At 63.1% G+C, this 965-nt stretch carries 1 protein-coding gene and 1 pseudogene; both read left to right on the top strand.

The annotated features are described in order from the left end of the window. Positions 1-105 (top strand): annotated as a pseudogene (locus tag EN984_RS39230) (phasin family protein); the annotation flags it as partial. A gap of 191 nt (positions 106-296) precedes the next feature. After that, a complete protein-coding gene (locus EN984_RS35945) occupies positions 297-794 on the top strand; it encodes a MaoC family dehydratase (RefSeq protein WP_127267530.1) in 498 nt (165 codons plus the stop codon). The last annotated feature ends 171 nt before the right edge of the window (positions 795-965 follow it).

Raw genomic sequence — 965 nt, 5'->3', positions numbered from 1 at the left:
GTGGCTGAACTGGTCAAGAAATCCGGCGCCGAATCGGTCGACATCCTGCGCACGCGCATCAAGGAGGCGATGGAGGAAATCCGCGCCGGCTACGAGAAGAAGTAGCGGAAATGGCCGAGGCTGGCTCGTTGCTGCCAGCGGCCCCTGAAGCCTGGGAATCCCGTTTTAGCCTGCGACTGCGCTCGCGGCGTGGCACGATTGCGGCCGAAACCGGCGGAACGGATTCGCGCCGAGCGAATTGACAGAGGCCGTCAGTTCGTGGTCCGGAGGCTTTGGAAGCGATCGGGAAACCAGGAATGAACGAAATACGCCCTAAAGCGCCGCCGACCTACGAGCAGTTGAGGATGATGGCCGGGCAGGAGCTTGGCGTATCGGAGTGGACGACGGTCGACCAGAACCGCATCGACCAGTTCGCCGAATGCACCGGCGACCACCAATGGATCCATGTCGACCCTGAAAGGGCGCGGCGGCAAAGCCCGTTCCGCACGACGATTGCGCATGGCTATCTGACGCTGTCGATCATCGGCGCACTGGCGCTCGGCATGGGTATCGTGCCCGAGAACACCCAGGCTGCCTTCAATTATGGCTTCGACAAGGTGCGCTTCCTGGCGCCGGTCAAGGTCGGCGCGCGCATCAGGCTGCGCATCACGCTGCTGTCCATGGAGGACAGGGGTCCCGGCCAGTATCTCATGAAGGCAGCCAATACGGTCGAGATCGAAGGCGAGGAAAAGCCTGCCTTGACGGCTGAAACGCTGGTCATGCTCTATGAACGCCGCAAGCGGGCAGGCGCCTGAGCCTGTTTGGGAATTCTACTCTCTGAGCGGTGTGGCGCGTCACGAACCCCTGGATTCCGTGCGGCCTGCGGCGCGGGCAGAGAGCAGCGCGAGGACCAGCGCGATCAGCGCCAGCACTGTCGCCGTCTGAAATGTGACCTGCATCCCCCGGGCGGCCTCGGAACTCAGAAG

The sequence above is a fragment of the Mesorhizobium sp. M7A.F.Ca.CA.004.12.1.1 genome, from assembly GCF_003997835.1.
Taxonomy (GTDB): domain Bacteria; phylum Pseudomonadota; class Alphaproteobacteria; order Rhizobiales; family Rhizobiaceae; genus Mesorhizobium.
The sequence above is the reverse complement of the archived record's forward strand: the minus strand, read 5'-3'. Positions and strand labels throughout refer to the sequence as shown.

Bases quoted from the DNA above. Each gene is read 5' to 3' on its own strand.
- EN984_RS35945 (WP_127267530.1), top strand. From the start codon at position 297: ATGAACGAAATACGCCCTAAAGCGCCGCCGACCTACGAGCAGTTGAGG.